This is a genomic window from Gordonia hydrophobica NBRC 16057 (genome assembly GCF_001592365.1).
Taxonomy (GTDB): Bacteria; Actinomycetota; Actinomycetes; order Mycobacteriales; family Mycobacteriaceae; genus Gordonia; species Gordonia hydrophobica.
In genome coordinates, this window is record NZ_BCWU01000001.1 from 60,481 (window position 1) to 86,253 (window position 25,773).

At 67.0% G+C, this 25,773-nt stretch carries 20 protein-coding genes, 1 tRNA gene and 1 pseudogene; 10 read left to right on the forward strand and 12 right to left on the reverse strand.

Features of this window, described 5'->3' with window-relative positions:
• Positions 1-106: 106 nt before the first annotated feature.
• The gene (locus GH2_RS00285; protein WP_066161612.1) at positions 107-1,708 is read right to left on the reverse strand and encodes a DUF222 domain-containing protein; all 1,602 of its coding nucleotides are present in this window, start codon (positions 1,706-1,708) and stop codon (positions 107-109) included.
• A 173-nt stretch (positions 1,709-1,881) separates the two neighbouring features.
• On the opposite strand from GH2_RS00285, the gene GH2_RS00290 reads away from it, so the two are divergent.
• On the forward strand, positions 1,882-3,909 hold the full coding sequence (locus GH2_RS00290; protein ID WP_066163175.1) for an ATP-dependent DNA helicase UvrD2: 2,028 nt from the start codon (positions 1,882-1,884) through the stop codon (positions 3,907-3,909).
• Positions 3,910-4,331: 422 nt separating this feature from the next.
• On the forward strand, positions 4,332-4,601 hold the full coding sequence (locus GH2_RS00295) for a WhiB family transcriptional regulator (RefSeq protein ID WP_066161614.1): 270 nt from the start codon (positions 4,332-4,334) through the stop codon (positions 4,599-4,601).
• Between the two features lie 41 nt (positions 4,602-4,642).
• Here the strand turns inward: GH2_RS00295 and GH2_RS00300 are convergent, their stop codons facing one another.
• The 3 genes from GH2_RS00300 to GH2_RS00310 form a co-directional block, all read right to left on the reverse strand.
• On the reverse strand, positions 4,643-5,959 hold the full coding sequence (locus tag GH2_RS00300; protein ID WP_066161616.1) for an ABC1 kinase family protein: 1,317 nt from the start codon (positions 5,957-5,959) through the stop codon (positions 4,643-4,645).
• A complete protein-coding gene (locus tag GH2_RS00305; protein WP_066161618.1) occupies positions 5,956-6,870 on the reverse strand; it encodes a hypothetical protein in 915 nt (304 codons plus the stop codon). Before GH2_RS00305 ends, GH2_RS00300 begins: the two co-directional genes overlap by 4 nt.
• Before the next feature lie 68 nt (positions 6,871-6,938).
• Positions 6,939-8,375 carry a zinc-dependent metalloprotease gene (locus GH2_RS00310; protein WP_066161620.1) on the reverse strand — a complete coding sequence of 479 codons (1,437 nt, stop codon included), beginning with the start codon at positions 8,373-8,375 and terminating at the stop codon, positions 6,939-6,941.
• A 71-nt stretch (positions 8,376-8,446) separates the two neighbouring features.
• On the opposite strand from GH2_RS00310, the gene GH2_RS00315 reads away from it, so the two are divergent.
• Entirely contained in the window at positions 8,447-9,487 is a 1,041-nt protein-coding gene (locus tag GH2_RS00315) for a YlbL family protein (protein WP_204700950.1), read from the forward strand.
• 32 nt (positions 9,488-9,519) lie between these two features.
• Here the strand turns inward: GH2_RS00315 and GH2_RS00320 are convergent, their stop codons facing one another.
• Complete coding sequence (locus GH2_RS00320) at positions 9,520-10,083, reverse strand: PPA1309 family protein (RefSeq protein WP_066161622.1); 564 nt, start codon at positions 10,081-10,083, stop codon at positions 9,520-9,522.
• A 132-nt stretch (positions 10,084-10,215) separates the two neighbouring features.
• Here GH2_RS00320 and GH2_RS00325 point away from each other — a divergent pair, with 132 nt between their 5' ends.
• Positions 10,216-13,218, forward strand: coding sequence for a UPF0182 family protein (locus tag GH2_RS00325; protein WP_157085947.1), 3,003 nt, complete (start codon positions 10,216-10,218; stop codon positions 13,216-13,218).
• 113 nt (positions 13,219-13,331) lie between these two features.
• On the opposite strand, the gene GH2_RS00330 is transcribed toward GH2_RS00325, so the two are convergent.
• The gene (locus tag GH2_RS00330) at positions 13,332-13,622 is read right to left on the reverse strand and encodes a hypothetical protein (protein WP_066161624.1); all 291 of its coding nucleotides are present in this window, start codon (positions 13,620-13,622) and stop codon (positions 13,332-13,334) included.
• A gap of 221 nt (positions 13,623-13,843) precedes the next feature.
• Between GH2_RS00330 and GH2_RS00335 the strand changes: the two genes are divergently transcribed.
• Complete coding sequence (locus GH2_RS00335; protein WP_066161625.1) at positions 13,844-15,094, forward strand: MCE family protein; 1,251 nt, start codon at positions 13,844-13,846, stop codon at positions 15,092-15,094.
• A gap of 82 nt (positions 15,095-15,176) precedes the next feature.
• Positions 15,177-15,250: transfer RNA gene (locus GH2_RS00340), tRNA-Met, on the forward strand.
• Positions 15,251-15,324: 74 nt separating this feature from the next.
• Here GH2_RS00340 and GH2_RS00345 read toward each other — a convergent pair.
• From GH2_RS00345 to GH2_RS00350, 3 genes and pseudogenes are all read right to left on the reverse strand, one after another.
• Complete coding sequence (locus GH2_RS00345; protein ID WP_244885282.1) at positions 15,325-16,590, reverse strand: flavin monoamine oxidase family protein; 1,266 nt, start codon at positions 16,588-16,590, stop codon at positions 15,325-15,327.
• A gap of 38 nt (positions 16,591-16,628) precedes the next feature.
• Positions 16,629-16,679 (reverse strand): annotated as a pseudogene (locus GH2_RS22160) (hypothetical protein); the annotation flags it as partial.
• 99 nt (positions 16,680-16,778) lie between these two features.
• The gene (locus GH2_RS00350) at positions 16,779-18,227 is read right to left on the reverse strand and encodes an MFS transporter (RefSeq protein ID WP_084247213.1); all 1,449 of its coding nucleotides are present in this window, start codon (positions 18,225-18,227) and stop codon (positions 16,779-16,781) included.
• Between the two features lie 129 nt (positions 18,228-18,356).
• Here GH2_RS00350 and GH2_RS00355 point away from each other — a divergent pair, with 129 nt between their 5' ends.
• A complete protein-coding gene (locus GH2_RS00355; RefSeq protein ID WP_066161627.1) occupies positions 18,357-19,265 on the forward strand; it encodes a helix-turn-helix transcriptional regulator in 909 nt (302 codons plus the stop codon).
• Between the two features lie 333 nt (positions 19,266-19,598).
• Here GH2_RS00355 and GH2_RS00360 read toward each other — a convergent pair whose 3' ends face one another.
• Complete coding sequence (locus GH2_RS00360) at positions 19,599-20,441, reverse strand: nuclear transport factor 2 family protein (protein ID WP_157085948.1); 843 nt, start codon at positions 20,439-20,441, stop codon at positions 19,599-19,601.
• Between the two features lie 200 nt (positions 20,442-20,641).
• Here GH2_RS00360 and GH2_RS00365 point away from each other — a divergent pair, with 200 nt between their 5' ends.
• Both GH2_RS00365 and GH2_RS00370 read left to right on the forward strand, forming a co-directional pair.
• Positions 20,642-21,301: a hypothetical protein gene (locus tag GH2_RS00365; RefSeq protein ID WP_066161631.1), complete on the forward strand. Its 660-nt coding sequence runs from the start codon at positions 20,642-20,644 to the stop codon at positions 21,299-21,301.
• Positions 21,302-21,331: 30 nt separating this feature from the next.
• Positions 21,332-21,766: a hypothetical protein gene (locus GH2_RS00370; protein ID WP_066161633.1), complete on the forward strand. Its 435-nt coding sequence runs from the start codon at positions 21,332-21,334 to the stop codon at positions 21,764-21,766.
• An 8-nt stretch (positions 21,767-21,774) separates the two neighbouring features.
• On the opposite strand, the gene GH2_RS00375 is transcribed toward GH2_RS00370, so the two are convergent.
• On the reverse strand, positions 21,775-23,142 hold the full coding sequence (locus tag GH2_RS00375) for an MBL fold metallo-hydrolase RNA specificity domain-containing protein (RefSeq protein ID WP_066161634.1): 1,368 nt from the start codon (positions 23,140-23,142) through the stop codon (positions 21,775-21,777).
• 141 nt (positions 23,143-23,283) lie between these two features.
• Positions 23,284-23,607 carry a transglycosylase family protein gene (locus GH2_RS00380; RefSeq protein ID WP_066161636.1) on the reverse strand — a complete coding sequence of 108 codons (324 nt, stop codon included), beginning with the start codon at positions 23,605-23,607 and terminating at the stop codon, positions 23,284-23,286.
• A gap of 274 nt (positions 23,608-23,881) precedes the next feature.
• Here GH2_RS00380 and GH2_RS00385 point away from each other — a divergent pair, with 274 nt between their 5' ends.
• Positions 23,882-25,759, forward strand: coding sequence for a propionyl-CoA synthetase (locus tag GH2_RS00385; RefSeq protein WP_066161639.1), 1,878 nt, complete (start codon positions 23,882-23,884; stop codon positions 25,757-25,759).
• Positions 25,760-25,773 lie beyond the last annotated feature (14 nt).

Below are 25,773 nucleotides of genomic sequence, written 5' to 3' on the forward strand. Positions count from 1 at the left end.
CGAGATGGAACGTGCACTTCGGACCGTCGGTCGACGAGGTGCTCGCCAAACTCGGAAACAACTGAGCGCACCCGCCGCGAGGCGTGCCGGGTGCGCTGACCGGCAATCAGAACGGGGGTTGCCCGTCCGCAGCCGCCATCGCCGCGGCCTCCGCTTCGCGGGCGCGGCGGTTCGCGGCCCGCCGCTGCATCCGGTAGCGGTGCTTGGCCTGCACCCGCGATGAAGATCGTTCTGGTGCTTGCTCGGCGTGTCCGATTCCCGCGCGTGTCGCACCCGAGGCGGTGGGGTCGGGGTGTGAGCACGGAATCAGCCCGAGTTCGGGGAGCAGCCATGTGTTGGCCGCCTGCTGGCGGACGGTCACGCCCTCCGGGGTGGTGACCTCGGTCCAGATCACACCGTTGGCGTCGACGATCTGATCATCGAGCCAACCGTCGGCGTGGGTTTTCAAACCGTGATGGAACGTGCACTTTGGATTCAGGTTGCACAGGCAGGTCGGACCACCAGTGGCGGGGGCGGTGTGGTCGAACTCGGTGACATGATCGAGCTCGCACCGCCACGCCGGACGATCACAGCCGGCCCACGAGCAGGTGCCGAACAATCCGCGGACCGCCGTGTCCAACACGGCCGTCGGCCGATACCGATTCCCGGGCTGGCACATCCGATCAGCCAGGTCAGCCACATTCAGCGGGCGGCACACCGCATCCGGACGGGCCACGAGATCCCGAACATGGGCCGCCGAGATCGGGCCGTGCCCATCCATCACCGCCGGCACCGCCGACACCCCGTCAAGAGTCTCCTGCCGGGCCACCACATGCACCACGATCCTCGCGCACCGCGCCGCCACCTGCGCTTCCGACAACTCCGCTCCACAATCATCACGCTGACATTCGCACGCGAACGGCACACCAGCCATCCGCGCGACGGCCGCATCCGCACGCAACTGGCCACGCGTCCGCGGATCGTGACGGCAGACGCCGGCGATCACGGCGTCGATCGCGTCTTTGCACAGGAGTGCATCCTCGGGCGTGGTGGTGACGATGACCTCCGAGGCGGTGTCGTTGAGCGGGTTGATCACCATCTTCTTGGCGGCCTTGGCCTGCTCGCGGGTCACGGTCACCGCATCCCGATCATGCTCGGCGACGATCGCAGCCACCGCGTCCTCGACGCGCCGCGCCGACAACCCACCCATCGTCGTCAACCTGTGTGCGATCTCCGCGTCGATGAACGCCAACAACTCCGCATCGTCGACCAGGGCGGTCTGCTCCACCACCCGCTGAAACCACGCCGCCGTGATCACCCCGTCCCGCAGCAGCCGCCCGACCGCCGGGATGCGTTCGAAGCAGGCTTGGGCGGCTTCGACGAACCGTTCGGCGGTGCACTGCCGGACTCCGGCGACCGTGGCGTACGACGCGGCGACCTGACACAACGGGTCGTACACCCGCGTGAACACATCGGTCGCGCCGGTGGCATCGGCCTGCGCCATCCGCTTCCCGAGCAGCCCGTACACCGCCTGATACCGATACCACCGCAACAGTCCACCGACCGACTCCGCGTGCGCGGCGAACAACAACGCCGCAGCGTCATCGGACCGCGGCCTCCCGACCGTCTCCGGCCGCGGCACACACATCACGATCACCTCATCGGTGACCTCCACCGACGCACCCACCACACCCGTCCGACCTGCCGGACCCATCGTCACCACAGCCATGACACCCTCCCCAGCCAACGAAACCAACGCAACCCTGATCTAGAACTCACGTTCGATGATAGGCGCAGGGTCTGACAAACCGGAGCACCCTGATCTGCCTCGCGCGCGAGAACCGCACACCCATGACCTCGACGAACGGCGGATTGTCAGAGGGGCGTGAGAACGTAGTGGTCATGACGACGGCGGAACGGACTCGGACGGAAGGCGGAGCGACGGCGGGACTGGACCCCGAACAGCTCCAAGCCGTTCTTGCTCCCCGCGGGCCCGTCTGTGTGCTCGCCGGCGCGGGGACGGGGAAGACCCGGACCATCACCCGTCGGATCGCGCATCTCGTCGACTCGGGTCAGGTCAACCCCAGCCAGGTGCTGGCCGTCACCTTCACCGCTCGCGCGGCGGCAGAGATGCGCGAGCGGCTCGCCGCCCTCGGGGTGTCCGGACCGGGGAACTCGGTGGCTGCCCAGACGTTTCACGCCGCCGCTCTGCGCCAGCTCCGGTACTTCTGGCCGATGGCGTTCGGCGACGTGCGGTGGGAACTGCTTGAGCACAAGTTCCGGATGGTCGCACGCGTGGCGCGCAAGGTCGGTGTCGACGCCGCCGACCGCGACCTGCTGCGCGATCTCGCGTCGGAGATCGAGTGGGCGAAGTCGTCGGCGATCGGACCCGATCAGTACGCGGATGCGGCCGCTCGCGCGCACCGCGATGTGCCGACGGACCCGCGGACCGTCACGCAGGTCTTCGCCGCGTACGAGGCTGCGAAGGTGGCTCCCAACGGCGACCGGCTGCTCGACTTCGAGGATCTCCTGATCTACACCACGATGATCCTGCAGTCCGATCCCTCGATCGCCGAGGAGTTCCGTTCGCGCTACCGCAGTTTCGTCGTCGACGAGTACCAGGACGTCACCCCGATCCAGCAGAACCTGCTCGACGCGTGGCTCGGGGGCCGCGACGACCTCACCGTCGTCGGTGACGCCAACCAGACCATCTACAGCTTCACCGGAGCCACCCCGTCGTACCTGTTGGACTTCACTCGACGATTCCCCGATGCCACGCTGGTCCGCCTGCAGCGCGACTACCGTTCCACCCCGCAAGTGGTGCACCTCGCGAACGCGGCGATCGGCAAGGCACGCGGCCGGATTGCGGGAACGCGCCTGCAGTTGGTCGGGCAGCGCGAAGCCGGACCCGAACCCGTCTTCGCCGGCTACGACGACGAGATCTCCGAAGTCGTGGGGGTGGTGGCGCAGATCCGCAAGCGGATCCGGGCTGGGGTGCCGGCATCGGAGATCGCCGTCCTCTACCGCGTCAACGCGCAGTCCGAAGCCTACGAGGAGGCGCTCTCGGAAGCCGGGATCGACTACCAGGTCCGGGGTGCGCAGACCTTCTTCGAGCGTCCTGAGATCGTGGCGTCGATGCGCCGCCTCACCTCGCTCGCCGGGGGACCGCCGCCGCCCATGCCGCCGGTCGACGCCGTCCGGCACGCGCTTCACCAGGTGGGACTCACCGAGTCGGAGCCGAAGGGCGCCAACGCCCGTGCGCGTTGGCAGCAATTGCTGCGGCTCGTCGAGATCGTCGAGTCGATCGCCGCTGAGGATCCCGGCCTCGACTTCGCCGGCGTCGTCGGCAAACTCGAGGAACGATCCAAGATGCGGCATGCGCCCATCGGTGCGGGCGTCACGCTGTCGTCGATGCATGCAGCCAAGGGACTGGAGTGGGACGCGGTGTTCCTGACCGGCCTTCACGAGGGGTCCATGCCGCTGGGCCGGGCGTCCAAGACCACCGACGACGTTGAGGAGGAGCGCAGGCTCTTCTACGTCGGCATCACCCGCGCTCGCGAACACCTGCATCTGTCATGGAGCCTCGCACGTGGGGAGGGGCGCGGCGCCAAGCGTCGTCGTTCCCGGTTCCTGGAAGCGCTGGTGCCCGCGACGCCGAGCGGAATGGACTTCGAACCACTGCCGGAGCGGACCGAGCCCGATCCCGACGTCCTCGTCGCGCTGACCGCCTGGCGCAAGGCGTTCGCCGACGAGCACGAGATCATGGAGTCGAACGTGATGAGCAAGACGATGGTGCGGACCATCGCGACGGCTGTTCCGACGACACTCGCCGATCTGGCCAAGGTGCGGGGCTTCGGTCAGGCGCGGACCGACGAGTTCGGTGCTGCGATCATCGCCGTCGTCGACGCCGCACTGCCCGGGAAGTCGTGACGGACGTCGTGCGGCGGCGCGCAACAGTGCGGGCTCGGGGTGTAAAACCGCAGGTAGAAAATAGGTTGTGGACTTTTCCTCGCCCGCCTAAAGTACGAGGAGTACGTCAGAGCCGCACGGGCTAGCCCTGTGCCGTGACGACGACATGTGACAGCGAGCCGACAACAAGAAGGGAGTCGACCAATGAAGTGGCAGGCCGTACATACCGCTGCACCCGCAGCACACCTGGCGCGAGAGCGCCGGCGATTCCCCGTGGCCCGCATGGACGGCGGTACGACGTCCTTCAGAAGGTCTCAACCGTAGAGACCAGCGGAACCATCTAGGCCACGGCGAATCGCGACAGCGAACCCGTGGTCTTTTGCTTTCCTGCACGCGGCCCGGGTTCACCCGAAGAGCATCTGCGACGAGAAAGCCGACTTGTTTTGTCTACCTTGACCATTCCCCGAATAGAACTGCCCTGTCAGAGCACCGAGAACGACGCCGATCTGTGGTTCGCGGATCAGCCGAGCCTGCTGGAGGAAGCGAAGACGCTGTGCCGTGAATGCCCCCTGCAGTCCGCGTGCCTGGAGGCCGCGCTCGAACGAGAGGAGCCGTGGGGCGTCTGGGGCGGTGAGATCCTGGACCGCGGCGTCATCATCGCGAAGAAGCGTCCACGCGGCCGCCCGCCCAAGCGGGCCGCCGATGCGAGGTGAGCACGCGCCTCCGTGAGTTGTGCTGGAACCCGCGCCTTTCCTCACCCGTCGATGCCGGGCATCCATTCGCTCAGAATCGCTCGATAGGGAGCTTCGGCATCGAGTTGGGCGGCGATGCCGACGCAGCCGATCAGTACGCGGAACACCATCACGTACTCCCGCGGCACGTTGAGGTTCCGCGACGTCTTGTAGACGTCGCCGTTGAAGTCGGTGGCCTGGCCCGCCGCTCGTTGCAGCCATTTGCGACTGAAGTGGAAGGTGTCGCTGTACAGCGGATCCACGTACGGCTGCAGGTACTTGGCGAGATCGTCCGCGCTGACCCGATCGGCGTGTGAGGCCTGAATGAAGTTGGCCTCCACCATCAGTTCGCGGAGCTCGTCGTACTTCTTGTCGCGCGCCAGTGCCAGGATCGGGCCGGTCTTCTCCGGGAGACCGTCTGGGTAGTGTCCGATGGCGCCGAAGTCGAGAATGCCGAACCGGCCGTCATCGAGAATGTAGAAGTTGCCGGGATGCGGATCTCCGTGCAGCAGGCCGACGCGTGCGGGCGAGGAGATCTCGAACGTCGTCATCTTGGCGGCGGCGTCGTTGCGTTGTTCCTGGGTGCCGTCGGTGATCAGCTTCGACAGCCGGACGCCGTCGATCCACTCCGACACCATCACCTTCGGCGAGCTGGCGACGACTTTCGGGACCACGAAGTCGGGGTCGCCGTCGAAGGCGCGGGCGAAGGCGCGCTGATTGTCGGCTTCGGCGATGTAGTCGAGTTCGTCCTCGGTGCGGTCGATCAACTCGTCGACCATGCCCTTCACATCGGTGCCGGGGGAGAGCTTCTGAATCAACCCGGACATGCGGCTCAGGGTCTTCAGGTCGGCCTTCAACGCGTGATCGGCGCCGGGATACTGCACTTTCACGGCCACCGTGCGCCCGTCGGCCCACACCGCCTTGTGGACCTGACCGATGCTGGCCGACGCGGCGGGCTCATCGCTGAACTCGCGGAACCGCTCATGCCACCGGGTGCCGAGTTGGTGATCGAGGACTTTGTGGACTGCGGACGCCGGGAGCGGGGGCGCTTCGGCCTGCAATTTGGTGAGCGCTTCACGGAACGGTTCCCCGAACTCGTCCGGGATCGCGGCCTCCATGATCGACAGCGCCTGCCCGACCTTCATCGCGCCGCCCTTGAGCTCGCCGAGCACGGCGAAGAGCTGCTCGGCGGTCTTGTTCATCAGGTCCGCGCTGACTTCTTCCTTGCTCGCGCCCGCGATGCGTCGACCGAGGCCTGCGGCTGCACGCCCGGCCATCCCCAGCGGAAGAGAGGCCAGCTTCGCGTTGCGCCGCCCCTGGCCACGTGTGATCTCGCTCAATTCAGTCCTTTCGCCGCATGGTCGAGAATAGTGGACGGCTGCAGTCCGTGCGCCTCGCCGTCCGTCGAGCGGCAGACGCACCGCAGATGCACTGGGGCGGGCAGCGACGTCACCGTGCTCGGCGACGGGCGGAACTCCAGGATGCGACCGGTGATCGACGGCGGATCCGCCGTCCGGGCGCGAAGCCGGTCGGTGATCTCGGTGATCTGCGCCGCGGCGACCGCCGCCGTCGCCTGCCGCGTGGCGGGACTGCCCGCGCCGGAGACTCCGTGCAGCGTGGCCGCGAGCAGCGGCCAGTGCGGATCCAGATCGGCGCGGTGCAGGTCGAGGCAGTGCAGGCAACTCGACAGTCCGGGCAGCACCAGCGGGCCGACGGTGCCGATGTCGTTGTCGACGTGAACCGTCAGGTGCGGGACGGACGCTGCGACGAGGGGCTCCCAGAGTGCTGGGTCGGCCACCGGTTGGTCGCTCAACACCACCAGATGGGGGCGTGGTCCGCCCGAGCGGAAGAGCATCGCGGGGTCGAACGGAAACGCCCGATGCCCGTTGCGTGGCAGTTCGGTGAGCAGGAGCCCTGCCAGTTCTCCGTGCCCGGTCACTCCGACGTGGAATGGCCGAGGCCGAGTCGTCGGCGGCTCGACCGCCTTGCCCGCGTCCACCAGCCGGTCGACGATCGCCCAGAAAGCGGTGACGGTGAGCCCGGACGCGCGGACGGCCCGTCGCACATGCATGAAGCGCTGCGGAGTGCGCAGTCGTTGGAGAACGGCGACGAGCGTGTTGATCGTGACCGTCGGGGCGATCTCAAGGACCAGCGCGGTGCGCGGGTCGGACCCGACGTGCACCCGGTGGTCGGGCCTGGCCAGCACCGGGGTGCCGGGATTCAGTACCGGAAGGGTGTTGCGCGCTGCCATGGGTCCACGCTGGCAGCTTGCGGCATTTGTCGCGAATCTGAATTCCACAGATCTGCGACGACACCGCATCAGTCCTGGTCGGGCTTCTTTCCGTCGGTGGGCGATCCGTCGCCGTCGCTGTCGGAGTCGTCGTCCTTGGCGTCGTTCTCCGCGAACTGCCGCTCCAACTCGGCGATCGCGTCGTCGATGCCCGACGTGTCGCCACCGATCACGCGGTCGATGAAACCCGCCGGGTTGTCGAGGTCGTCGGCGTCGGGCAGCAGATCCGGATGGCCCCAGACGTTGTCACGCGCGGTGATGTCGGAGGCCTCGGCCAGCGACCGCCACAGCGTCGCCGCTTCGCGGAGCTTGCGGGGTCGCAGGTCCATGCCGATGAGGGTGGCGAAGGTCTGCTCGGCGGGACCGCCCGACGCGCGTCGCCTGCGCATGGTCTCGGTGAGCGCCGCGGTGCTGGGGATACGGTCGCCGAGCGCGCTCGAGACCACCTGCTCCACCCATCCTTCGACCAGTGCGAGGAGGGTTTCGAGGCGAGTGAGCGCCGCCTGCTGTTCGGGCGTGGTCTGCGGCTCGAACGAGGCGGCCGAGCCCATGAGTTCTTCGAGCTTGCCCGGGTTGGTGAACAGTTCCTGAGGGTCGATCTCGGTCGCCAGGTTCTGCAGTCCGCCCAGATCGATGCGGATGCCGCGCGCATACTCTTCGACGGTGGCGAGCAGACGCTGCTTGAGCCACGGGACGTGACTGAAGAGGCGCACGTGCGCCGCCTCACGGGCGGCGAGGAACACGACGATCTCCTGCGCGGGCAGATCCAAGCCCTCGGCAAACTTCGCGATCGCCTCCGGCAGGAGCACGCCCACCCGGTCCGGCGCCAACGGCAGGCCGATGTCGGTGGAGGTCAGGACGCCGCCGGCGAGCTGCCCGAGTCCCTGCCCGAGCTGCGTGCCGTACATGGTGCCGCTCAGCTGTCCGATCATCGCCATCATCGGGCCCGCGAACGCTTGGGCCTCCTCGGGCAGGCCGGTGTCCATCGTCTTCGACATCTGCTCGGCGATCGGGTCGCACAGCGTCTTCCACGTCGGAAGGGTGTTCTCCAACCAGTCCACCGGCGTCCAGGCCGCGGTGGTGGTGATCCCGGCGGGCAACGTCGTCTGCTCGTCGAGCCACACCTCGGCCAGCCGGACGGCGTCGGCGACAGCCTGGTGCTCTTTGTCGAGCATCGGGGTGAAACTGCCGATCTGCTGGCGCGCGAGGTTGGTCGCGACGTCGTAGTTCACCGGGCCGGAGCCGCCGCCCGCCATGCCGGATCCCATGCCGCTGAACATGTTGCCGAGTTGACTGAACAGCTGGCCCAGCTGGGAGGGGTCGACGGCGCCGCCGTCGCCGAAAGCGAAGCCGAACGGGTTCGCCGGATCGGGGCCGCCGTTGCCGGGGCCGTTGTCTTTGCCGCTGTTCCGGTCGTCTTTATCCCGGTCGTCCGAGGACGAGAATCCGAAGGGCAGATCATTCATACCGTCAACGGTACCGGTCTCGGGTCCGTGCGTGCGGGCTCTGCTCAGGCTGCTGCATTACCCTGGGCCGAGTGACCATCAAGCCAGCACATCGGCGCATCGCCACACTCGTCGTAGGCGTGGTGCTGCTGCTCGCCTTCATCATCGCCGGGTCAACGCTGCGGGTGCCCTATGTCGCGCTCGGACCCGGGCCGACGGTGAACACGCTCGGAGACGTCGAGGGCAAGCCGGTGGTTTCGGTGACGGGTGCTGTCGACCCGCACCCGGAGGGTCATCTGAACTTGACCACCGTCTCGCTGCGCGACGGCCTGTCGCTGTTCCAGGGGATCGGCATGTGGATGTCGGGCACGTACGAACTGCAACCGCGCGACCTGTACTTTCCGCCTGACCAGACGGTCGAACAGGTGCAGCAGGAGAACACGGCGCAGATGTCGAGTTCGGAGATGAACGCATCGATGGCGGCCCTGAACTATCTGCGCAAGCCGATCGTGCTGGGGGTGGGCGCCGTAGCAGCGAAGGGGCCCGCCGACGGCAAGTTGAAGGTCGACGATCGGATCAGCACCGTCGATGGAACCGCCGTCGCCACCCCGCAGGCGCTGCTGGACGTTCTCAAGCGGCACAAGCCGGGCGACGAGATCGCCGTGACCGTCCAGCGTGGTGCGCAACGACTGACCGAACAGGTCACCTTGGGCACCCGTCCAGACGACCCCGCGCGCCCGCTGTTCGGCATCACGCCGACGATGGTCGCCGAAGACCCGAACATCAACATCAGATTCAACGTCGGCGACATCGGCGGACCGTCGGCCGGTCTGATGTTGACGCTGTCGGTGATCGATGAGATGACCCCCGGCAACCTGTCGGGCGGAAAGTTCGTCGCAGGAACCGGCACCATCGACCCCGAAGGCAAGGTCGGGGAGATCGGTGGCATTCCGCACAAGATCAAGGCCGCCAGCGAGGCCGGCGCCACCGTCTTCCTGGTGCCCGCGGGCAATTGTGCGGCCGCCTCCGACGGAGCCCCCGACGGCATCGAATTGGTCAAGGTCTCGACCCTGACCGACGCCATGGACGCCCTCGCGACTCTCGGCACCGATAAGCCGCGCCCGCACTGCTGACTGCCGGGCTAGAGGTGGTTCCTGGACACGCCTTAGCCGTGGAACGTCTGCGCCAGTGCGTCGAGCACATTTGGCGCCAGATTCGGGTGGGTCTGCAGGTCGCCTGACTGACCGTCGCCCTCACGCAAGGCGAGGAGTGCGACCCGCTTGCCGTTGCGCAGCACACCGGCGGCCAGACGCGCGGTCTGTCGCCCCGGGTGAGCGTGCGCGGCCTGTCTGGCAGCTTCGTCGGCCGCGACCGGATCCGCGAGGAGCGGCTCGAGTGCGGCGTCGAGATCGGCCTCGGCGTCGGGCGGCAACAGCGTGATCTCGCTGACCAGCGCGCATCCCACGACCGCCGCGGGCCAGGAGACGGTGGTCAGCAACTGCTCGAGTTCGGCGGTGTCGGTCTCCTGCACCACCGGGCTGAGGGCGGAGTCGTCGTCCGGGTCGACGAGGCCGGGTGCCTGCTCGGCGAGGACCCCAGTCGGAACCAGCCCGAACAGCGTCGGCTGCGAACCCCACGGGAGCTCAGCTGTGTAGGCGAGGCATTGGGCGAGTGCATTGCCCAGGTCGGCCTGGGAGAACGCGGCTGCGGCTGGTTCAGGCGATGTCATCACGGCCCCATTGTGCAGGGCCCCCGGATCCGTCGCGCAGGGAGCCGAGTTGGACTAATCGGTAAGGTGGTCGTCATTGCTGTCGCATGCGCGTGAGCAGAGACGAATTCAGGAGCTGTGCAAGTGGTGAGTATGACCGGATCGACCGGCAGGCCGACCTTGTCGCGTCGGGCCAAGATCCTAATCGGAATCGGTGTCGGAATTCTGATCCTGGTCCTCGTCGGTCCGCAAGCGGTGGCGCTGTCGACCGACTGGCTGTGGTACTCCGACGTGGGCTTCTCGAGTGTCCTGTCGACGATGCTCGTCACCCGGTTGCTGCTGTTCGCGGTGGTCGGGATCATCGTCGGCGCGATCGTCTTCGGTGCGCTCTACGCCGCGTTCCGGGTACGGCCGGACTTCGTCATGCTCGCGAGCCCCACCGACCCGTTGGCGCGGTATCGCACCGCGATCGGGATGCGCCCCAAGCTGGCGATGCTCGCGCCGTCCGCCTTCATCGGCATCATGGCCGGCCTGATCGCGCAGGGGTCGTGGTCGACGGTCCAGATGTTCCTGAACCGTGAGTCGTTCGGCGAGACCGATCCGCAGTTCGGTCTCGACATCGGGTTCTACGCGTTCACGCTGCCGTTCCTGCGCATGGTGCTCGACATCCTGTTCATCTCGCTGGTGATCGCCTTCATCGGCAACCTGGTCACCCATTACGTCTTCGGTGGGCTGCGCCTCGGCGGCGGCGGTCGACGCGGCGGGCTGACGCGGGCGGCGCGGATCCAGCTGGCGGTGATCGCGGGACTGTTCATGCTGGCGAAGGCCGTCGGTTACTGGTTCGACCGCTACGACCTCCTCAGCAATGGTCGACGCGGAGACATCTTCACCGGCGCCAGCTACACCGACATCAACTTCGTGTTGCCGTCTAAGTTGATTCTGATGGCGATCGCCCTGGTGTGCGCCGTCGCCTTCTTCGCTGCGATCGCCTTGCGGGATCTGCGGATCCCCGCCCTCGCTGCGGTCTTGATGCTGCTGTCGGCGCTGATCATCGGCGTCGTGTGGCCTGCCGCGATGGAGCAGTTCTCGGTGAAGCCGAGCGCGGTCACCAAGGAAGCCGAGTACATCGAGCGCAACATCAACGCGACGACCGATGCCTACCGGATCCGCTCCGGCACGGACGTCAAGTACGAGCAGAACTGGGCCAGCCGAGCCGCCGACCCGGCCAAGGTGAACTCCGACGAGTCCACGCTGTCGAACATCCGCATTCTAGATCCGCTGGTGATCTCGAAGGCGTTCGACCAGCGGCAGCAGCTGAAGAACTTCTACGGCTTCCCGAAGGAGCTGGCGCTGGACCGGTACACGGTCAAGGAGCCGGTCGAGGGCACTGACCGGACCGTTGAGCGGCAGCGCGACTTCGTCGTCGCCGCCCGCGAATTGGATCCGTCGAAGTACGACGACAACCAGAACAACTGGATCAATAAGCACACCGTCTACACGCACGGCAACGGCTTCATCGCCGCGCAGGCGAACAAGGTCGACGAGGCCAGCGGCAACGACACGCGCTCGGACAAGGGCGGTCAGCCGGTCTTCCTGGTCTCGGACTCCAACACCATCGGCACTCCCGAGTACCGGAACGCACCGATTCAGGTGAAGCAGCCGCGTATCTACTTCGGTGAGTTGATCGCCAAGGTAGACCCGGACTACGCGATCGTCGGGTCGGGTGACGGCCAGAAGCGCGAGTACGACGGCGACGACGAGACCTACACGTACACCGGCAAGAGCGGCGTCGCGCTGAGCAACATGGGCACCCGCCTGCTGTACGCGCTGAAGTACGGCGAGCGGAACTTCCTGCTGTCGGACCAGATCAACGACAACTCCAAGCTGCTGTACAACCGTGATCCGCGGGACCGCGTGCAGAAGGTGGCCCCCTGGCTGACGTTGGATGCGAAGACCTACCCGGCGGTCATGGCCGACGGTTCCATCAAGTGGATCGTCGACGGGTACACCACCCTGAAGAACTACCCGTACGCACAGCGGATGTCGTTGGCCGACGCGACGGCCGACTCGCGTGAGGCGAACGCGGGCCAGACCGCCCGCACGCAGGAGGACAAGGACGTCTCGTATGTGCGGAACTCGGTGAAGGCCACCGTCGACGCGTACACCGGCGACGTGACCCTCTACCAGTTCGACACCACCGACCCGGTTCTCAAGACCTGGATGAAGGTGTTCCCCGGCACGGTCAAGCCGCGCTCGGAACTGGACAAGAAGCCGGATCTGCTGCAGCACGTCCGCTACCCGGAGGACCTGTTCAAGCTGCAACGCGCGCTGTTGACGAAGTACCACGTCTCGGACTCGGCGACGTTCTACCGCTCGAACAACTTCTGGACGGTGCCGAACGATCCGACCACCGACGAGAACCGGCTGAAGCAGCCGCCGTACTACTTCACCGCCGCACGTCCCACGGGCACTGGCGCCGAGTACCAGCTGACCAGCGTCGTCACCGCGCTGAACCGGCCCAACCTGGCCGCGTACATGACGGTCGGCTCTGATCCCGAAGGCTTCGGTCAGATCACCGTGAAGGTGCTGCCGACGGCCAAGCAGGCGATGGGTCCGCAGCAGGCGGCGGAGAACATGAAGTCCAACGGCAGCGTTGCCGCGGACCGCAAGCTGGTCGAGGAGACCACCAAGGTCACCTACGGCAACCTCCTGGCGCTCCCGGTCGGTGGCGACGGACTGTTGTACGTGCAGCCGATGTACACCGAGGCCAAGTCGGGCAACTCGGCGATCCCGAAGCTGTACCGCGTCCTGACCTACTACAACGCCGCATCCGGTGCCGATGCCGCGAACGTCGGGTACGCAGCGACCGTCGCCGAGGCACTCGCTCAGGTCGGCATCTCGCCGACGGCGGCGACCGCGCCGGAGAACGACGGCGGCACGCCGTCCACCCCGACGCAGCCGCAGACTCCGACGCAGGAACCGGACAAGCCGTCGTCGAACGGCGACAGCCCGGCCCGTGACGCGGCGGTCAAGGAGTTGGGCGAGGCCTTGGAGAACGTCCGCAAGGCGCAGTCCAGCGGCGACTTCACCGCCTACGGCGAGGCACTCGACCGCCTGGACAAGGCGATCAAGGCCTACGAGTCCACGGGGAACTGATCCCGAGGTCGCTGACCTACACAAGAACGGGACCGGCCGAGCAGACCATCTGCTCGGCCGGTCCCGTTCTTGTACTCAGCGAGGTGCGCGGGGGTTGAGTTACGGGTGCGGGGTTACGGGCGCACCTTGGCGAGGTAGCGGCTGATCTCGGCGCGGGTGTTGTCCGGCATCACGGGGGAGTGCCGGAGTTCGCGCACCAGTGTCGCGAAGATCATCGTCGACGCCACCAGTCCGCCCAGCGCGAGAACACCGTAGGTGATGTTCATCGGCTTGTTGGCCGGGAGATCCGCCAGAGTGATGAGCCAGAGTGCGGAGAACGCGCCGCCCGCCAGCAGCAGGATGAAGGCGATGAGCCCCATCCAATGATTGCCGTGACTCTCTCGTTTGACCGTGTGATTCGCCATGACTCCTCCTCAGAACTGCTGATCGTTGGCGACCTGCCTGGTAGGGCCACCTTTCGGTGTAACCTCACCGTACTCCACGCGGTGATTAATCTCACACGGCCAATCTGACTAATCGGTTTGTCACATATCGCATTTCGGGTAGTGACCTGCCGCGTCAGTCGTCTTACGCTCCCCAGGGGCGGATCGTCGGGGATCCGCGGAATGCGTAGGAGGTTCGCGATATGCCGCCACTCAGCCGACTGGTGAAGACGCAACTGGCAGTCGTACTGGTTCTCGGTCTCGTCGCCTCGCTCTACGCCGGGGTGCGGTATGCGCGGATGGACCAGGCTCTCGGGATCAGTGGTTACCGGGTCGTGGTGCATATGGATTCCAGCGGCGGGATCTTTCCCGGCGCGCAGGTGACCTACCGTGGGGTGGCTGCCGGGCGGGTCAGCGACATGACGCTGGTTCCGGGTGGCGTCGACGTCGAACTGACCTTGGAGAGCGGCCGCGCCGACATCCCGGCGTCGGTGGTCGCGGTGATCGCGAATCGCTCGGCCATCGGCGAACAGTTCCTGGACCTGCAGCCGAAATCGGACGTCGGACCGTTCCTGCGGGACGGCTCGGAGATCTCGACAGTCGAGCTCCCGCCGGCGATCCAGGACGTCATCGCGTCGACCATCGACCTGACGAAGACTGTGCCCGTCGACTCGTTGCGAACCGTCGTCCAAGAACTCGGCCGGGCGTTCAACGGCAAGGGACAGGACCTGAGCACGTTGGTCGACTCCCTCGACACCCTGTCGGACGAGGGGCTCCGCAGCCTGGACGACACCATCGAGTTGATCACGAACTCGAACGTCGTCCTCGGTACGCAAGCCGACCAGTCCGACGAGATCCTCCGGTGGTCGCGTGATCTGGACCGATTGACCGCGCAACTCGCGTCGTCGGATCCGGCGATCAGGCGCATCCTCCGTGAGGGGCCGCGCGCGGCGTCCGCGCTGTCGAACTTTCTCGACGACAACGGCGCCGACGCGACGACGCTGATCGGCCAGCTCGGCGAGACCGCCCGCACGGCCGCCCCTGCGTCGTACGCCACCGGCATGACCTTTGCGATGCTGTCGGTCCTGGCGGCGAGCAGCCATTCGACGGCATCGCCCGACGGCTCGATCCGGTTCGGCATCGTGCTGGAGACCGGCAACCCGCCGAGCTGCACGCGCGGCTACGAGTCGACGCAGACGATGATCGACGACATCAAGCGCAAGAATCCGGACTTCGACATCAACTACGACGACTTCCCGTTCAACACCGACGCGAGCTGCGAGGCTCCCGTCGGCAGCCCGACCGGCGTCCGCGGCGGGCCGCGTGCTGCGCTGGGCAATCCCGATGTGGCCCAGCCGTGGGACAACACGCCGAAGAAGGACGCGGACAGGCTCGACCTGAACCCGCTCGCCACCCAGTTGGCGGCGCTGATGGGTGTGCGCCCCGCACGCTGAACGTGGCCTCAGTGTCCTCGATCACGTTGGTGCTCCTGCGATTTGCACGCGGGTTCACCGCTGTGTAACGTTATCGGTGCAACGCGGGGTGGAGCAGCTCGGTAGCTCGCTGGGCTCATAACCCAGAGGTCGTAGGTTCGAATCCTGCCCCCGCTACTAAACAAGAAGACCCGCACCTCACGGTGCGGGTCTTCTTGCGTCGTGTCGGGTCAACGTCGTATCCGAGGTGGTCACGGCAGCACCCGCAACGTCTCATCAGCGGTCACGCGACCCGAACGGATCGCCCCTTCCATGTATCCGTTCCATTCGACGGCGTACTCGGCGCCGGCCCAGTGGATGCGTCCGACCGGTTCACGCAGCACATCGCCGTAGCTGGTCCAGACGCCGGGCGTGAAGTGTGCTCCATAACAGCCTCGTGTGAATTCCTCGGCACTCCAGTCCTTCTCCAGATAGGACGTGGGGTGGGCCGCCGACGGACCGAAGTAGCGCTCGAAGCAGTCGAGAACCGCGCGACGCCGTTGCGTCTCGTCCCATCGCTGCCAACGGCGGGCCTCACTGCCTTCGACGAACCCGAGCAGGAGTCCGATCTCGGCGTCGGGCGGCGAGACGTCGAAGGTCACCTTGACCGGCCCACGGTCCGAGACCGCCTGTCCGTTCCACCCCGCGTCGCGCCAGAACGGGGTGGGGTAGGCCGCGAAGCACTTGATAACAGTGCCTGCCGGCATGCGCTGCGTCAGCTGGTCCCGCCACGCGGGCAGGATCGGTTGGTAGGTGAGCCGGCCGGCCAGCGTCGGAGGAATCGCGATGATGACGTGACTCGCCTGGAACGCTCGGCCGTCGCGTGTCGTCGCGACGACCCGATCCTCGTCCTGACTGACGGTGTGAACAGGGGAGTCGAAGTGCACGTCGAGCCCCGCGGCCAATCGCCCCGCCACCATTACCGAACCGCCGACCACGCGATCCTTCTGCGCCCCGCGGTCGGTCGAGGCCAAGGTCTCGAGATCGCCGTTGCTGGCGGTGTAGAACAGCGTGTGCAGCAACGACATGTCGGCGCCGTCGTCTGCGTAGACGGCCTCCGCCAGCACGCGGAAGTAGCTTCGCCCCGTCGGTGTGCGCAGGTTGCGTCGCACCCACGACTCGTACGTCTGCCCGTCGAGCACCGTCGCCTTCGGGTGCGCCCACGGCCGCGCCGGATCGATACTGCGCGCCAGCTTCTCGAAACGGGCCACGCCCTGAGCCAGATCTGCCATCGCGATCGGGTTGAGTCGGGGAGTGGCGCCCTTGGTACTGGCGAGCGAGGACTGTTTGCCGCCCAGATCGAGGAGCAGTGAGCCCGCGTCGTTCCAGGTGGGGAACGTCTCTAACCCGAGCTCAGCGACCAGCGCGTACATCTCGCTGTGCCCCTCACCGATCCAGGTGCCACCGAGCTCCACGGGTGCGCCTTCGAGCACCCCGCCCTGCGTCCGGCCGCCGACGCGGTCTCGGGCCTCCAGCACGGTGACCGATCGCCCTCGTCCGCCAATCGTCGCGCCGCACTGAGACCGGCAAGGCCTGCTCCGACCACCACCACATCAGTAGCGCTCATGATCAACCCCCACCACAGCAAGTCAGTCGGTGACTGAATTCAACCATGCGGGCTGCGTCTGGGGGACCGTCCGGCATGTCTTCCCCACGAAGGAGGTGCTCAGGCCGCTGGTCGCCGCGCGATCAGCACGACCACCAGGATCAAGGCGAGGACCAGCAGGCCGCTGCCTGCGGCGAGAGCGCCACCGGCGCGGGCGACGACGGCGGTGGCACCGGACGCACCGCTCGGGGTGACCGCGACGCCGACGGCGGTGACCACGCTCAGACCCAGCGCGCTGCCGAGCTGGTGGAACGTGTTGATGACGCCCGAGGCCGCCCCGGCGTCTCCGGCTGCCACTCCAGCGATGCCTGCCGAGGTCATCGGCGCAAAGGCCAGACCCTGCCCGATCCCGATGAGCACCATGGGCAGCGCGACCGCGCCCACATAACTGCTCGACGCGGTGATCTGGCTCAACCACGCCATCCCGACCAGCGTGAACGCCACGCCTGCGATGAGCGTCGCGGTGGTCCCGAACCGGCCGATGACACGGTTCACCAACACCGCGACCATGAAGTTGACGCCGCTCATCGGCAGGAACGCGAACCCGGCCTGCAAGGGGCTGAAGCCGAGAGCGTCCTGCAGATACTGGGTGGTGAAGAAGAAGAAGCCGATCATCGCGCCGAGGTAGAGCATCCGGACCAGATAGGCGCCGGTGCGTCGACGGTCGGCGAACAGCCGCAGCGGCATGATCGGTTGCGCGACGCGCGACTCGTTGACGACGAAAGCCGCCAGTAGAACGACGCCGACGAGCAGCGGCACGATGGTGGTCGGGCTCGTCCAGCTCGATTCGGCCGACTCGATGACCGCATAGACCAGACCTGTCATGCCGAGGGTGGCGAGGATCGCGCCCGGTACGTCGAACCGACCACGCTCGGTCAGTTCCCGCCCGACGAGATAGCGACGACTCGCCAGCAGCATGACGATGCCGATCGGCACGTTGAGGAGGAAGCCCGCTCGCCAGGAGATGAGGTCGGCCAGGACGCCGCCGACGACCAGTCCGGCACTGGCTCCGATGCCTGCGACGGCGCCGTACGCGGCGACCGCACGCGCCCGCTCTCTGCCGTCGGCGAACGATGCGGTGAGCAGCGCCAAGGAGGACGTCGCGAGGATGGCCGCACCGATGCCCTGGACCGCGCGGGCGGCGATCAACCACCACGAGAACGGCGCGATGCCCACCAGGAACGACGCCGCGCCGAACAGCACCAGACCGATCATGAACATCCGGCGTCGGCCGACGATGTCACCGGCCCGAGCGCTGATCAGCAGCAGACCGCCGAACACCAGGGTGTAGGCGTCTTGCACCCAGGTCAATCCGGTCGGCGAGAGGTCCATCGCGGCCTGGATGCTGGGCAGCCCGGTGAAGATGATGGAGTTGTCGAGGATCACCATGAAGTAGCTGATGCAGACGATCGCTAGGATCGCCGTCTGGTGACGCGACGTCACGGTGTCCGGGTCGGGTGCGGTGCCGAACTGGGTCGGTCGTTGTGTCGCAGATCGGGTTGTGGACATGTCCTCGCCTTCTGGATCCGTGTGGGACTTCTCCAGAACACTCCGGCCCGAGCCCGGGCGGCAGTGTCTGCTCTTCCGGGTAATGCCAGTACCTCCCTGCCCACCACGCCGGGTCTTATCGTGGAGATCGTGAACAGGGACGAGCGCAAGTCGGACCACCGAGCGCAGGTGCGCGCCTTCCTCCTGTCCCGCCGCGAGCGGATCACACCGGAGAAGGCAGGCCTTCCCGCCTACGGCGGCAGCAACCGGCGAGTCAAAGGACTGCGCCGCGAGGAGGTCGCGCTGCTGGCCGGCGTGTCTGTCGACTACTACGTGCGGATGGAACGCGGCAATCTGGCAGGCGCGTCCGAGGCGGTGCTCGACGGTGTCGCCGACGCGCTGCAACTCGACGACGCCGAGCGTGAGCACCTGTTCGCCCTCGCCCGGGCGGCCGGTCCTCCGTCTCGTCGTGTCCGCCCGTCGGCGACGGCAGTACGTCCCGCCGTCCAGCAGGTCCTGGACGCCATCACCGGCGGACCGGCGTGGATCCGCAATGCTCGCCACGACATTCTTGCGACGAATCCTCTTGCCGCAGCGTTGTACTCACCGATCCTCGAATCGCAGGTCGCCAGAGTCAGTGAGCGGCACCCGGCCAACACCACCCGGTTCATGTACCTCGATCCGGCGGCGCAGGACTACTTCATCGAGTACGACCGCATGGCTCAAGACGCTGCGGCCATGCTGCGTCTCGAGGCCGGCCGCAATCCTCGCGACGCCGAACTGCACGCGCTGGTGGGCGAACTGTCGACTCGGAGCGAACTGTTCCGAAAGAACTGGGCGGCCAACAACGTCAAGTTCCACCGCAGCGGCCGCAAACGCCTCCGCCATCCGGCCGTCGGCGAACTCGACCTCAACTTCGAGGCCATGGAGCTCTCGTCCGACGCCGAGCTGCGCCTGAACGTCTACACCGCGGACCCCGACACGCCGACGGCCGACGGACTCCGACTGCTCGGAACCTGGGCCGCGACCCGGCAGCAGCACACGGAGTCGAGCAGCTAGCTGTTTGATCTCCGGGGAGGGGTGCCCTCAGCGTGGTTGATCGCCGCGTGCGAGCGGCGCGTGCCTTTCAAGTCGGTCGAGTTCCGCCTGCGAGCGGAGCGAGCATGCGGTTATCGAGACCACGTGCGTACCGCTGGAACGCAGGACACGAAATCGGTTGGCGCCCAGCGTCAGTCGCCGTGATCTCGATTACCACTTGCTCGCTGCGCTCGCAGGTGGCACTCGATCAGCGTGGGGAGGAGCCGCTGTCGGTCCGGGGTGGCACTCGATCAGCGTGGAGGAGTCGCTGTCGGCCCGTGTTGGGATGCGGGTGGCACTCGATCAGCGGGCGCGCTACTTGATCGGTGTGCCCTGGTGACGCAGGTTCTGCCAGCCGTTCGGGCCGCGTCGCCACAGGGACGTGCGCATCGAGCTCTGTCCCGCCCGCTCGGATCGCCACCGGATCTCGATCAGATCGTCGGCGAGTCGGGTCGCGACCTCCTCGTGCATGATCCTGGGTTCTGACCGCACGTCGTCGTTCAGGATGGCCGTGATGGTCTTGGCGCGGTCACGAATCACTCCGCCGGCGTTGATCTCGACGAAGTCCTCGTGGACGAGCTCCGCCAGGCGAACGCGATCGGAACGGACCGCGGGCGTCGACAGTTCGCGTTCGAGCGCGATCACCGTAGCCAGGTCGGCGTTCTGACGAGCGGCCAACTCCGCGTCGACGGCGTCGTACTCCGCATCGCACTGCGCGACGAGGGCGTCGGCGGTCGTGTCGTCGATCGCGTCGACATCGCGCAACCACTCCGCGGCGCGGCGGTGGCGACGGCACGTTTCGAAGCGGCGCCAGAGCGGTGCGAGCTCCGGGGGACCCTCGTCGACGAGGTCGCGGAATCGGCGGAAGCCGCCGCGGCCGGACATCGCGCTCTCCATCCGGTCACGGACATCCTCATCGGGGACCAAGAGGGCGAAGCGCTCCATGTCGATGTGGGAGGTGGATCCCGGCACGGTGTCGACGAGGAGCAGATGGTCGTGGGCGTCCGCGTCCTCGCCGAACTGTTCCAGACTCCCCGACGCGTCGTCCAGCAGGAACTCCGGGTAGACCTTGAATGTCTTCGGGCTGAAGTACGACACCTCGTTCTGGTCGTGCATCGCGTCTGCCAGCATGTCGAGGTCGATCTCCGGTCCAGTCATGTCTCTATGCTGCGCCACGACCGCGCGGAAGTGAAGGACGTCACTGTCGTAGGCGTGGGCTACCTTGGGCGGCAGCACGGATCGAGGAGGCGGTGCAGAACAGGGGCGGCACCAACTGAACGGCGAAACCCCGGCGATGTGGCGTGCGCCAGGGATCGTTCCGGGGTCTTCCTCGACCAAGGATACGGGGGTGACGAGCGATGTCAACGAACAGCGACTCGGCGGTGCTGGGCAGCCTGCTGACTGTCACGCGGCTGCGGTCGTATCTGGCAGCGACTCGCGGCGACCTCCCCGCGGCACTGCGGCTGTACGACTGGAACACCGTCGTCTCGGCGGCTGTGCTGGCGACGGTGGCGATGGTCGAGGTGGTGGTGCGCAATGCGATGGACACACAGCTCACGCTGTGGGCGGATCGGCGTGGCGAGGACTCCTGGTTGGAGACGATCCCGCTGGAATCGCGGGGACTCGACGACCTCGACCGAGCACAGAAGGCAGTGGAGGTGCGCGGGGTGTCGGCGCAATTCCATGACCACGTGGTCGCGGAGCTCGGGCTCGGCTTCTGGCGGTACCTGGCTGCCCAGCGCTACTTGACCTCGCTGTGGGTGCCCGCGCTCGGCAAGGCCTTTCCGCACGGCTATCGCGACGTCCGGGAACGGCGGCGGGCCGTGGAACGACGACTGGCCGCGCTGACGATCGTGCGGAATCGGGTCGCGCATCACGAGCCGATCCATCGCCGAGATCTGTCTGCCGATCTGCGTGCGGCCGTCGAACTCGCGACGTGGGTGCATCCGATCGCCGGGGAGTGGGTGGCGACTCGCTCGCCGCTGGAACCGGTGATCGCGCGACGGCCCCGAGCGTGATCGGACACGGGACTATGTCAGAGTTGAGTCATGAACCTCACCGTGGCCGCCCAGGTCGCACTGATCGCGGCGGGCATCATCTTCCTCTGGGCGCTGCTGCTCGGGGTGTGGAAGTACGCGCAGATCATGCGCAGCGAGAACGGGCAGGCGCACGTCTACGTCGACATCGCCCACCGGGCCGCCCTGATGTACTCGTTTGCGACGGCGTTGCTGGCCGCCTTCGTTCAGTTCAGCGCGTGGTCGACGGCGGTGAACGTGATCGCGGTGGGGATCGTGGTCGCCTTCTTCGTCGGAGCCATCGCCTCGTACTGTCTGCACGGAGCGCTCCGCGACACCACCAATCAGTTCCACCCGGCGACGGGCGCGTTGACGGCGGCGATGGTCGCGCTCATCGTCGGCGAAGTGGGTGGCAGCGCGGTGATCATCGCCGGGTTCGTCGTCGAACAAGCCGGAAGCTGGGGTTGAGCCGACGCTCAGCTCAGGTCGAACGTCTGGTTCTGTGTCGGGATCACCGCGCGCCATCCGAGGTCGTGGTCGATCCGGTGCCGCAGCGATTCCGCCGCATTCGGCTCGCCGTGCACCAGGAAGACGCGGCGCGGCGCCTCCTGGAAGCCCTGCATCCAGCGGATCAACTCGTCGGCGTCGGCGTGAGCGGACAGCATGTGCAAGTTCTCCACCCGCGCCTGGACCGGGACCCACTCGCCGAACAGTTTGAGGTGACGGGCGCCGTCGCCCAGGGAGCGGCCGCGCGTCCCGACGGCCTGATAGCCGACCAACACGATGGTGTTCTGGGCGCCGGGCGCGAAGGCCGCCAAGTGGTGCAGGATCCGTCCCCCGGTCGCCATTCCGCTGGCCGACAGCACGATCTTGGGTCGCCGATCGGCCGACACGGCCTTGGACGCCTCGGCTTCTCGCACGTACTCCGCAACCGCGAACATCTCGTCGGTGCGCGCCGCGTCGAGCCGATGCGCGGCAGGGTGGGCGCGCATGAGTTCGCCGGCGTTGATCGCCATGGGGCTGTCGACGTAGATCGGGACGTCGGGGAGCAGTCCGTCGCGCTTCAACGTCCAGAGGTGATACAGAATCGCCTGAGTGCGGCCGACGGCGAACGCGGGGATGACGACGGTGCCGCCTCGCTCGACGGTGCTGGTGATGATGCGGAGCAGTTCGGCCGCCGGGTCGGCGTGCTCGCGCACCCGATCGCCGTAGGTCGATTCGGAGATCAGATAGTCGGCGCGGGGGATCGGCTCGGGGTCGTACATCAACGGGTCGTCGTAGCGGCCCAGATCGCCGGTGAAGGCGACGGTGGTCCCGTCCCAGTCGATCTCGACCGTGGCCGCGCCGAGGATGTGGCCTGCGCCGCGGTACAGCGCGCGAGCGCCGTGCGTCGGTGAGAACCATTTGCCGGTACGACTGGTGCGAAACTGGTCGAGCGTCTGTTCCACATCGACCACGTCGTAGAGCGGTCGTGCGGGATCGTGGCGCGACGATCGACGCTTGTTGGCGAGGGCGGCTTCGCGTTCCTGAAGATGAGCGGAGTCGCGGAGAATGATCTCGGCGACGTCGCGCGTCGCCGGGGTGGCGTAGATCGGGCCGCGGAAGCCGTCACGGATCAACCGCGGCAGGTACCCGGTGTGATCGAGATGAGCGTGCGTGAGGACCACGGCGTCGAGCGCCGCCGGGTCGATCGGCAACGGCCGCCAGTTGGCCTCGCGGAGATTCTTGATGCCTTGGAACAGTCCGCAGTCGACGAGGATCGTGCGGCCGTCGCGTTCCAGCAGATGTTTGGACCCGGTGACCGTGCCCGCCGCACCGAGGCTGGTGAACGAAAGGGTCGACATGTGACTCCGCTTCCTTAGTCGTTACCTGTCGACACTAAGACGGATTCGGGTCACGGGGTCGCCGAATGCGAGTGAGGCCGGTCGCTGAGTCAGCGACCGGCCTCACTCGAAGCACGATTCCCGGACGGGAAGCGGGGCGTATTACAGGTACGCGCCGCAGACCGGCCACGCGCCGGGACCCTGGGTCACGAGCACGTTCTCGGCGACGCGGATCTGCTCTTCGCGGGTGGCGTTGGAAGCGATTCCGGTACCGCCGTTGGCCTCCCAGGTGGACTGCGAGAACTGCAGACCGCCGTAGTAGCCGTTGCCGGTGTTGATGGCCCAGTTGCCGCCGCTCTCGCACTGTGCGACAGCGTCCCAGTTGTGGCCGGTGTCGGCCGAGGCGACGCCGGCAGCGATGCTCAGCGGGGCGATGGACAGTGCACCGACGATGGCGGCGCGGGTGGCGAGCTTCTTGATGCTCATAAAGCTGTTTCCTCCTTGGGCGCAGACCCTCGTATCCGGGACTGCGTTCGTGGACTGGAGCGACACTACGGGTCCTAAAACCAAAGGTCACGCCGGGAAAAGTGGCCGCCGACACACTGTGCCGACTCTTGCAAGCGTGTAATTCACAGAGAATTTGCAGGTGAGAGTGTTAATCTTGCCGTTATCTTTCCGTGATCAAAAATATGCGAATTGTGAGCGGAGCCACGTGCGAAAAGTGGCGTCCGTCACCCCTCTCGTCGCTAGCGTTACCGGTATGGCCACCTACGCAGACGTGTTCGCACGCAGCATCGCTGATCCCGACGGTTTCTGGCTCCAAGCCGCCGAGGCGATCGACTGGATCACCCCGCCGACCCGTGCGCTCGACGACTCCGCGGCTCCGATCTACCGATGGTTCCCCGACGCCTCGCTCAATACCTCGGCCAACGCCCTCGATCGCCACGTGGCCGCCGGACGGGGCGACCGCGCGGCCCTGATCTGGGACTCGGCGATGGCCGACGAGAAGCGGACCTACACCTATGCGCAACTGCTCGACGAGGTGGCGCGATTCGCCGGAGTGCTCACCGCGCAGGGGGTGACGAAGGGGGATCGCGTCATCATCTACATGCCGATGATCCCCGAGGCCGCGATCGCGATGCTCGCGTGTGCACGCATCGGCGCGGTGCACTCGGTGGTGTTCGGCGGATTCGCGGCGCCCGAACTCGCCACCCGGATCGACGACGCGCAGCCGGTCGCGGTCGTCACCGCGTCGGGCGGTCTGGAACCGGGCCGCACGGTGGAGTATCTGCCGATGGTCCGCGACGCTCTCGCCCTGGCGGCGTCGGCCCCCGAGACCGTGATCGTCAAGGACCGCGCGCAGGTGCCTGGCTCGGCCGCCGACTACGGGTGGCTGGACTGGGACCGACAGATCGCCGCAGCAGAGCCCGTGGGCCCGGTGCCGGTCGCCGCGACCGATCCGCTGTACATCCTCTACACCTCCGGCACCACTGGAAAGCCGAAGGGCGTGGTCCGCGACAACGGCGGGCACGCGGTCGCGCTGGTGTGGTCCATGCGGAACGTCTACGGCGTCGACCCCGACGACGTCTGGTGGACGGCGTCCGATGTGGGCTGGGTTGTGGGCCACTCGTACATCGTCTACGGACCGCTGCTGCTCGGTGCGACGACGATCATGTACGAGGGCAAACCGGTCGGCACCCCCGACGCCGGCGCCTTCTGGCGGGTCATCTCCGAGCACGGGGCGTCAGCGCTGTTCACGGCGCCGACCGCCATCCGCGCCATCCGCAAGGCGGACCCGGACGCCGCGGAACTCGCCAAGTACGACATGTCGAGTTTCTCCACCCTGTTCGCCGCAGGCGAGCGACTGGACCCCGACACCTTCGCCTGGGCGGGCGAGAAGCTCGGCGTGCCGGTGGTCGACCACTGGTGGCAGACCGAGACCGGATGGGCGATCGTCGCCAACCTCCGAGGCCTCGAGCCGATGCCGCTCAAGCCCGGTACCGCGACCGTGCCCGTTCCCGGCTACGACGTGCAGGTGGTCGACGCCGAGGGCACCCGGTTGGGCGCCGACGCCGAAGGCAACATCGTCGTCCGGCTGCCGATGCCGCCCGGCACGCTCGCAGGTCTCTGGCAGGACGAGGAGCGCTTCCGGTCGTCGTACCTGAACGCGTTCCCCGGCTTCTACCTGACCGGCGACTCGGGCTACATCGACGGCGACGGCTACGTCTTCATCCTGGGGCGCTCCGACGATGTGATCAACGTGGCGGGCCACCGACTGTCCACCGGCAGCATCGAGGCGGTGGTCGCGGCCCACCCGGACGTCGCCGAATGCGCCGTCGTCGGGATCCACGACGACCTCAAGGGACAGCGGCCCAGCGGCTACGTGGTGTTGAAGTCGGGTGCGCAGATCGAGGAGGATCAGCTCCGCGCCGACCTGGTGGCGATGGTGCGCGAGGCGATCGGCGCCGTGGCGACCTTCCGCGACGTGACCGTCGTCGAGGCGCTGCCGAAGACGCGGTCGGGCAAGATCCTCCGCAAGACGATGCGGCAGATCGTCGATGGCGAGGAGTACTCGGTGCCCTCGACGATCGAGGACATGGCGGTGTTGGAAGCGCTGGTGGAACAACTCGGCCACTGACCCGGAGCCGCCCG